1 protein-coding gene is annotated in these 730 nt (G+C 67.7%); it reads right to left on the bottom strand.

The features are described from left to right. Positions 1-730, bottom strand: a 730-nt coding sequence (locus G6017_RS15475) for an ISL3 family transposase (protein ID WP_182618171.1), incomplete at both ends; no start/stop codon positions are given.

Raw genomic sequence — 730 nt, forward strand, 5'->3', positions numbered from 1 at the left:
GACGTGCGCATCGTTGGCGGTGAACGCCTTGAACAAGCGCACTTTCTGCTTGTCGGTAAGCAGCTCGGCCCGGGTGTTCAACGTCCGGCGGATGCCGTACAGCGGATCGCCCGTGCGGCCCCGGTGCCCGGTGGTGGCCTGCTGGATCCGTTGGCGGCACACGGTGAGCTTGTCGGCGACAAGATGCACGACGTGGAACGGGTCCATCACCGTGCGTGCTGCGGGCACGGCCTTGGCGGCGGCGGAGTGGTAGCCGGCGAACCCGTCCATCGTGACCACCTTGACTCGATCTCGAAACACCTGGTCGCGGGCGTCGAGCCACTCGGTGAGGACCTTCGCCGAACGGCCCGGGACCATGTCCAGCAACCGGGACGGGCCGGTGCCGTCCACGACCGGGGTGAGGTCGACGAGAACGGTGACGAACGAGCTGCTGCCGTCGCCGCGCACGTGCTTCCATTTGTGCTCGTCGACCCCGAGAGTGCGGACGCCGTCGAAGTGTCCGGGCTGCTCGTAGACCATGGCGCGGATCTTCGAGACCGCCAGGTCGTTGACCAGGTCCCATCCCAGCCCGAGGGCCTTGGCCACCGCGGACACGCTGGTGCGGTCGTTCGCCAAGCGCTGCAGGATCCAGCGGCTGCAGCGGCGGGTGGTCTTGGCCCGCGGCTCAGCCAACGCCGGCATCCGCTGCTGGAAAATCCTCGTATCGCACTCGGTGTTGTCGCAGGTGAAG

The organism is Dietzia sp. B44, from assembly GCF_014145245.1.
Taxonomy (GTDB): domain Bacteria; phylum Actinomycetota; class Actinomycetes; order Mycobacteriales; family Mycobacteriaceae; genus Dietzia; species Dietzia natronolimnaea.